The following is a 7,766-nucleotide window of genomic DNA, read 5'->3' as shown; positions in this document are numbered from 1 at the left end:
GGCGGCATCGCGGATGAGCACATCAGTCAAGTGTTTCAGGACATGGTCTGTCACTTCTCTGAGGAATGATTGCGAATTGCGTCGAACGCAAAGATGCCTACTTTTTGCTGGGCATTTTCGCGATTGCGCAAGAGAGGTGCCAGCCCGTCAGCAACTGTAATGCGCCATCCCAGTCCTGAGTAAGCGCGACTTCGCCCATGCGTGATGTTTGGGTGACGGTTGTATGAATCTGACCGCACTCAATCCCCTGGGCCTCATCAGCCGACGCCAGCTTTCACTCCCCCCCATCGTGAGCGTAGAAATTAACCATGCTAACTTCATGAATTAAATAATTGAACATATCTTCATATGTGTGCTAAAATTCAATCTGGATTTTGAAAATGTGTCGAAACTGTAAGCACGTGCGCCGCACGCCGCACGCCACAACCACAGACGATCGTAAACAGAAGGACAACAGCCTTCTTTTTTAATGATTAACACATGGATGTATGTTCATGTGTTTGTTATATTTAAGCAGTATGTGCGGCGTGCGGCGAACCTAACTTGCAAAGTGTTCAGAGAACTTGGAGGTAGATATGACAAGGGAAATAACGGAGTACCAGGACAAGGCTAGGGAGCAGCTGAGCTTCCGTGTGGAGGGCATGGATTGCGCGAGCTGCGTCGGCAAAATCGAGAAGGCCCTTTCCCGAATGGATGGGCTGACGGACGTGCAAGTCAATTTTTCTAGTGAAACGCTGACGTTGACTCGCAATCTGAAAAGCCGCTTCACTGCTCGCGATGTAGCTAAGAAAATCAAAACTTTGGGGTTCGGTGTGGAAGAACTGCCAGTGTCGTCGCTCTCGATTGCGGCCGTATCGCGCCAATCGGTCCATGCACATGACCACAGCGAAGATCACAAGGATGGTCACGCTTGCGGCGGTGATCATGGGCACGGCCACACGCAAAAGACAAACGGCGGGCATGAACACGGCTCCTGCAGTGGACATGATCACACCTCACACGCTCGCCGCGAGCCCCCTGGTAACCCACCCAACGTTTCGATGCACGTGGAAGGCATGGACTGCGCGAGCTGCGTTGGCAAGATTGAAACGGCTCTTGCTCGCATGGCGGGCGTATCAGATGCCCGCATCAACTTCACGGCAGAAACGCTTGAGCTGACGCTCGCGTCTGGAAGTCCTACACATATTGGCGACATCGAGAAGACCATCAAAAGCCTGGGTTTCGGCGTCTCCGACGTGCGCCGCCTTGATGGATCCTCGCCTGCCGCGCCTGCCCGCGTGCCCTCAGCTATCACTCAACGCTGGTGGCAGACGAAGAAGGGTAAGCATGTGCAGGGCCTAGCAGCTCTCATGGGCTCGGCCTATGCAGTTGCTCAATTTATCCCCGGCTATGCCGAATGGATCTTCGCCGCTGCCGTGATCGCTGGCGTACTCCCGTTCGCGCGCAAAGCCTTCGCGCTGGCCATATCTGGCTCCCCGTTCTCCATCGAAACACTGATGGTTGTCGCCTCGCTGGGCGCGCTCGTGATTGGCGAGGCCGAGGAGGCCGCTGCTGTGGTGTTCCTGTTCGCGGTCGGCGAGCTGCTTGAAAGTGTGGCCGCTGGCCGCGCCCGCGCCGGCATTAAAGCGCTGGCTTCTCTGGTGCCTAAAACTGCTGTCTTGCTCGACGCCAATGGTGGGCAGCGCGAAGTGCCCGCTGCCTCCCTGAGCGTGAACGACCGGGTTTTGGTGCGCCCGGGTGATCGAGTGCCCGCTGACGGCAAGATCTTCCGCGGCGAAAGCAGTCTCGATGAATCTCCGATCACAGGGGAGTCCGTGCCGCGTCAAAAGGCCGGTGGCGATGACGTATTTGCCGGCTCGATCAACGTCGACGGTGTGCTTGAAGTTCTGGTTGAGAAGGCTGCATCGGACAACACCATCTCGCGCATCATCCAGCTCGTCGAGCAAGCTCAATCCTCCAAGGCGCCGACGGCACGCTTCATCGAAAAGTTCAGCCGTTACTACACCCCGGCCGTGATGGCCATCGCGGCGCTGATCGTCGTGGTTCCCCCGCTTACCATGGGTGGTGATTGGGGCACTTGGCTGTACCGTGGTCTTGCTTTGCTGCTAATCGCGTGCCCGTGCGCCTTGGTTTTGTCAACGCCGGCGGCCATTGCCTCGGGACTGGCTGTTGCTACTCGCCGAGGTTTGCTGATTAAAGGTGGCAACGCCTTGGAAACCATTGGTCGCGTTCGCACAGTCGCCTTCGATAAGACTGGCACGCTGACAGAGGGCAAGCCGCGCATCACTGAAGTCGTGCCTTTCGGGCAATCCAAGCAGCAACAGGTACTGGCGCTCGCCGCCGCCGTCGAGTCTGGATCGAATCACCCGTTGGCGAAGGCAATCGTTGCCCACGCCAAGAGCCTCGATGTGGAGGTTCCACAAGCCACCGAAGCATTCGCTATCCCGGGCAAGGCAGTTCGCGCTACCGTGAACGGCAGCAAGCTAGCCGTGGGATCGCCCGTCCATGCAGGGCAGATGGCCACGCTGACCCTCGCGCACCAGCAGGAAATCGCCAAGCTGGAAGATGGTGGCAAGACGGTGGTGGTTCTGTTCGACGAAGCAAGCAAGAATGTCATGGGCCTGTTGGCCTTGCGTGACGAACCTCGCCGTGACGCCCGCGAAGGCGTGGCCCAGCTCAAGGCGATGGGTGTGCGCTCGGTCATGCTCACCGGTGACAATCGGAGAACTGCGCAGGCCATCGCCGGCAAGCTGGATATCGAGTGGGAGAGTGAGTTGCTTCCGCAAGACAAGTTGCGCCTGGTCAACGACTTGAAGCGCGACGCGAAGGTGGCGATGGTCGGCGACGGCATCAACGACGCGCCGGCCTTGGCGACCGCCGATGTAGGGATCGCCATGGGCGGCGGCACCGACGTGGCCCTAGAGACCGCAGACGCTGCTCTGCTCAAGAGCCGCGTCACGGACGTTGCGCACCTGGTGGCGCTGTCCCGCGCGACGATGGCCAACATCCACCAGAACGTAGTGTTCGCCATTGGCCTCAAGGGCCTGTTCCTAGTCACCAGTGTGCTGGGTCTCACTGGCCTTTGGGTTGCTGTGCTGGCCGACACCGGTGCCACCGCTTTGGTCACGCTCAATGCGCTGCGCCTACTCCGCTTTAAGGGTGCCCAAGAGCCAGCCGATGGCCAGAACGGAGGTCATCAAAGCTCTGTGTCCGTACAGGATGCCCATTGAGGTATTGCAGAGGGCTTGAACTGCCGTTGTTGCGGCGCCAAGCCCTTCCATATCTTCATCTGTAAATCGATCTCCGAAAACATCGATGTTAGGCGATAAACGAATGCCTTTAGAACAACGAGTTTAAATAGATGGGATGATCGGACGTGGATAATGGGCTCAGATGCGTCCCTTTCGGCCGTAACTGCATCTCATGCGTTCACCGGGAGGCCGGAAGGTTCCAGAGCTTGTAGTCCAGTCCCATGCTCGTCATGGTCATCGAAAAAGGCTTGACCTTGACGTGGTTGTAAGGGCTAGCCTTTAGAAACATATGCGAACCGCTTCGGATGGACCGAAGCCCCGTAATAAAAAAGGTAACTTCCATGCATAAAAAAATCAGGATCATTTTGGTAGCTAGCGTCATCGCGGCCGTCGGGGGGATAGCGGTGGCTGCCCGAGATGGCAAGGATGAAAGTAAACCAGCAGCACCACCAGCTGGCGCACCGAAGGCACCGCAGGTGCCTGTGGCTGAGGCCATCACGCGCACAATCACGCCGTCAACTGAGTTCACCGGCTTTTTGGCCGCACCGAAGGTGGTCGAGTTGCGCTCGCGTGTGGGGGGGCCGTCGACGCGGTGAGCGTGCCCGAGGGAAGTCTGGTACGCAAGGGGCAATTGTTGTTCCAGATTGACCCACGGCCTTTCCAAGTCGCGCTCGACACCGCCACGGCGCAGTTGCGGCAGGCTGAGGTGCTGTCCAGTCAGGCTCAGGCCGACTTTGATCGTGCCGAGCGGCTTGTTGCCACTGGCGCCCTGTCTCGGAAGACCTATGACGATGCAGTCTCCGCACGCAATGCGCGTCAGGCGCAGGTACAGGCGGCAAAGGCCACAGTCGCAGCGGCGCAGCTCGACCTGTCCTACGCGCGGGTATCGGCACCAATTGCCGGGCGCGTGGACCGAGTGCTGGTGACCGAGGGCAACCTGGTCAGCGGCGGCGGTGCAGGAGCAGCCACGCTACTTACCACGATCGTGTCCATCGATCCTGTGCACGTCTATTTCGACATCGATGAGGCAACCTACGTCAATGTGGTGAGCCGCTCGAGACCTGGTTCAGGGACTCATGCTTCGTTGCCCGTTCAAGTAGGCTTGAGCACTGACAGAAACTTTCCGTACAAGGGCGTGCTCGACTTCGTCGGCAATGCGATTGATAGAAGTACCGGCCCGATCCGCGCTCGCGCGGTCGTCCCCAACCCTGATGGACGGCTGACGCCTGGGCTGTTTGCGAGGGCCAAGCTCTCCACCGCAAGCTCTCGGCAGGCCGTCCTCATCGACGACCAAGCGGTTGGCACCGATCAAGGCCGAAACTATGTTCTGGTCGTGGGTGAAAACAACCAAGCTCAGTATCGTCCGATTGAGCTGGGTCCCGTAGTCGACGGTCTGCGCGTTATAAACGGTGGCCTGCAGGGTGGCGAAAAAATCATAATCAAAGGCCTCGTACGACCTGGTATGACTGTCACGCCGCGCATGGTGCCCATGCAGGGGCCGGCAGCACCGGCCGCCGGCGCTCCCGACGCGACTAAGACTGCGGCTAGTGCCCCGGCAGTCCCTGCGGAGTCTGCCAAGGCCGCTGGGGCGGCTGGGGCCGATCAGGTCAAGGCTGACAGCGCAGCTGGCTCAGCGGAGGCTCGCAAATGAATTTCCCCCGTTTCTTCATCAACCGCCCTATCTTCGCAATCGTCCTTTCGGTGCTGATGCTGATCGCGGGCGCGATCAGCTACTTCCAGTTGCCACTGAGCGAGTACCCTCAGGTTACCCCCCCAACGGTACAGGTCACGGCGAGCTATCCCGGCGCCAATCCGCAAGTGATTGCCGACACCGTGGCATCGCCGCTAGAGCAAGCCATCAACGGCGTGGAAGGCATGATGTACATGCAGTCCCAGATGTCCACGGACGGAAAGATGGTGCTCACCATCTCTTTCGAGCAACACATCAACGCCGATATCGCGCAAATCCAGGTGCAGAACCGGGTGTCGCGTGCGCTACCCCGGTTGCCACCCGAGGTCCAACGCATCGGCGTTGTGACTGAGAAGACCGCGCCCGACATCCTGATGGTTGTGAACATGCTATCGCCAGGGGATCGTTACGACCCGCTGTATGTGTCCAACTACGCGATGCTCAACGTCCGTGACGAACTGGCACGCCTGCCGGGCATCGCCAACGTGTTGCTTGGTGGTGAGGGTGAGTACGCGATGCGGGTCTGGCTCGACCCCGAAAAGGTTGCGTCTCGTGGCATGACCGCTAGCGATGTGGTCGCCGCCATTCGGGAGCAGAACGTGCAGGTTGCGGCCGGCTCTATCGGTCAGCAGCCTAACGCCTCGTCTGCCTTTCAGGTCACCGTCAACGCACTCGGGCGTCTCACCACCGAAGAGCAATTCGGCGATATCGTCATCAAGGCTGGCACCCACGGCCAGGTTACACGCTTGCGCGACGTGGCACGTGTGGAGTTAGGTGCGGAGAACTACACCATGCGCGCCCAACTTGATGGCGGCAACACGGTTGGCATTCAGATCCTGATGACGCCTGGCTCCAATGCACTAGATGTGTCTAGCGCGGTACGCGCGACGATGGATCGTCTACAAGCAAGCTTTCCAGAGGGCATCGAGTACAAGATCGCCTACGATCCTACGGTCTTCGTGCGGGCCTCGCTTCAGTCTGTAGCGGTCACGCTGCTAGAGGCGATTCTGCTGGTGGTGATCGTGGTGGTGCTGTTCCTGCAATCCTTTTCAATACGCCCGGGACGCCGGATGCCTTTCTCACCACGGTGGACGGCTATCCATTGGCGCAAAAGGGGCAGGGCCGCCGGGCAAGCCAAACAGCGCACTTCGCCTCTGTCGTTGGAGACAATTTTTCCGATTTGGTTCTGTTTATTGCCGCGCCTGTACTCGCGGTGCANNCGTGCCGGTCTCGCTGGTCGGCACCTTCGCCGTAATGCACATGTTCGGCTTCTCGTTGAACACACTGTCATTGTTCGGCCTCGTACTCTCAATCGGCATTGTTGTGGACGACGCCATCGTCGTGGTAGAAAACGTGGAGCGCCACATGGCACTTGGCGAGTCGCCCAAGGACGCAGCGCTCAAAGCCATGGACGAGGTTACTGGCCCGATCCTGGCCATCACCTCGGTGCTGGCGGCGGTCTTCATTCCCTCGGCGTTCCTGTCTGGGCTGCAAGGCGAGTTCTATCGCCAGTTCGCGCTGACCATCGCGTTCTCGACCATCCTATCGGCGATCAATTCGCTCACACTGTCGCCCGCGCTGGCCGCCATCCTGCTCAAGCCGCATCATGGCGCGGCCCAGCCCGATCGAGTCACGCGCCTCATCGACGGCCTGTTTGGTGGCTTCTTCCGCCGCTTCAACCGCTTCTTTGACAGCGCCTCGAATGCTTATGTCGGAGGCGTGCGCCGCGCAGTTCGCGGAAGTGCTGTGGTGCTGCTGCTCTATGTCGGTTTCCTGGGGTTGACGTGGCTGGGCTTTCATAAGGTACCTGCCGGCTTTGTGCCCGCACAGGACAAGTATTACCTCGTGGGCATCGCCCAGCTTCCGACTGGTGCCTCGCTGGACCGCACCGACGCGGTTGTCAAGGAAATGAGCAAGATCGCGCTTGCCGAGCCTGGCGTCGAAAGCGTGATGGCATTCCCCGGCTTCTCCTTCAACGGCCCAGTGAATCAGCCCAACACCGCGCTGGTGTTCGCCATGCTCAAGCCCTTCAACGAACGAAAGGACCCGTCGTTGTCGGCGTTCGCCATTCAAGGCAGGCTCATGGGCAAATTCAGTCAAATACCGGACGGCTTCGTCGGGATTTTTCCTCCGCCACCGGTGCCTGGCCTGGGTTCAATGGGCGGCTTCAAGTTGCAGATCGAAGACCGTGCGGGCCTGGGGCCAGACGCACTTGCACAGGCCCAAGGTCAGATCATGGGCAAAGCCATGCAAGCGCCTGAGCTGGCCAACATGTTGGCCAGCTTCCAGGCCAATGCTCCACAGTTGCAGGTGGACATCGACCGCGTAAAGGCCAAGTCGCAAGGTGTGTCGCTGACCGAAGTTTTTGACACGCTGCAGATCAATCTGGGCTCGCTTTATGTCAATGACTTCAATCGATTTGGCCGAACTTACCGAGTGATGACGCAGGCCGATGCGAAGTTCCGTATGCAGGCTGAAGACATTGGCATGCTGAAGGTGCGGAACGCTTCGGGGGACATGATCCCGTTGAGCGCGATCGCGACGATCTCACGTAGCTCCGGTCCCGATCGAGTGATGCACTACAACGGGTTCCCATCAGCTGACATCAGCGGCGGACCAGCACCGGGCTATTCGTCTGGCCAGGCTACTGCCGCGATCGAGAAGATCGTGAGCGAATCGCTGCCGGACGGCATGACCTACGAATGGACTGACTTGACGTTCCAAGAAAAGCGGGTTGGCAACACCTCCATCTACATTTTTGCGTTGGCAGTGCTGTTGGCATTCTTGTTCCTGGCAGCTCAGTACAACAGTTGGTCGCTTCCATT

General features: G+C 59.0%; 3 protein-coding genes and 1 pseudogene. All 4 read left to right on the top strand.

Annotated elements, in window-relative coordinates:
• Positions 1 to 575: 575 nt before the first annotated feature.
• Positions 576 to 3,230, top strand: coding sequence for a heavy metal translocating P-type ATPase (locus tag B3182_RS09710; RefSeq protein WP_292752596.1), 2,655 nt, complete (start codon positions 576 to 578; stop codon positions 3,228 to 3,230).
• A 362-nt stretch (positions 3,231 to 3,592) separates the two neighbouring features.
• Positions 3,593 to 3,847, top strand: coding sequence for a hypothetical protein (locus B3182_RS09705; protein WP_292752593.1), 255 nt, complete (start codon positions 3,593 to 3,595; stop codon positions 3,845 to 3,847).
• Positions 3,844 to 4,902, top strand: coding sequence for an efflux RND transporter periplasmic adaptor subunit (locus B3182_RS09700; protein WP_349677933.1), 1,059 nt, complete (start codon positions 3,844 to 3,846; stop codon positions 4,900 to 4,902). Before B3182_RS09705 ends, B3182_RS09700 begins: the two co-directional genes overlap by 4 nt.
• Positions 4,899 to 7,766, top strand: a pseudogene (locus B3182_RS16405) (efflux RND transporter permease subunit); the annotation flags it as partial. The gene B3182_RS09700 and the pseudogene B3182_RS16405, both read left to right, overlap by 4 nt.

It is taken from the genome of Methylophaga sp. UBA4204, assembly GCF_002379485.1.
In the GTDB taxonomy this organism is placed as follows: domain Bacteria; phylum Pseudomonadota; class Gammaproteobacteria; order Nitrosococcales; family Methylophagaceae; genus Methylophaga.
The sequence above is the reverse complement of the archived record's forward strand: the minus strand, read 5'-3'. Positions and strand labels throughout refer to the sequence as shown.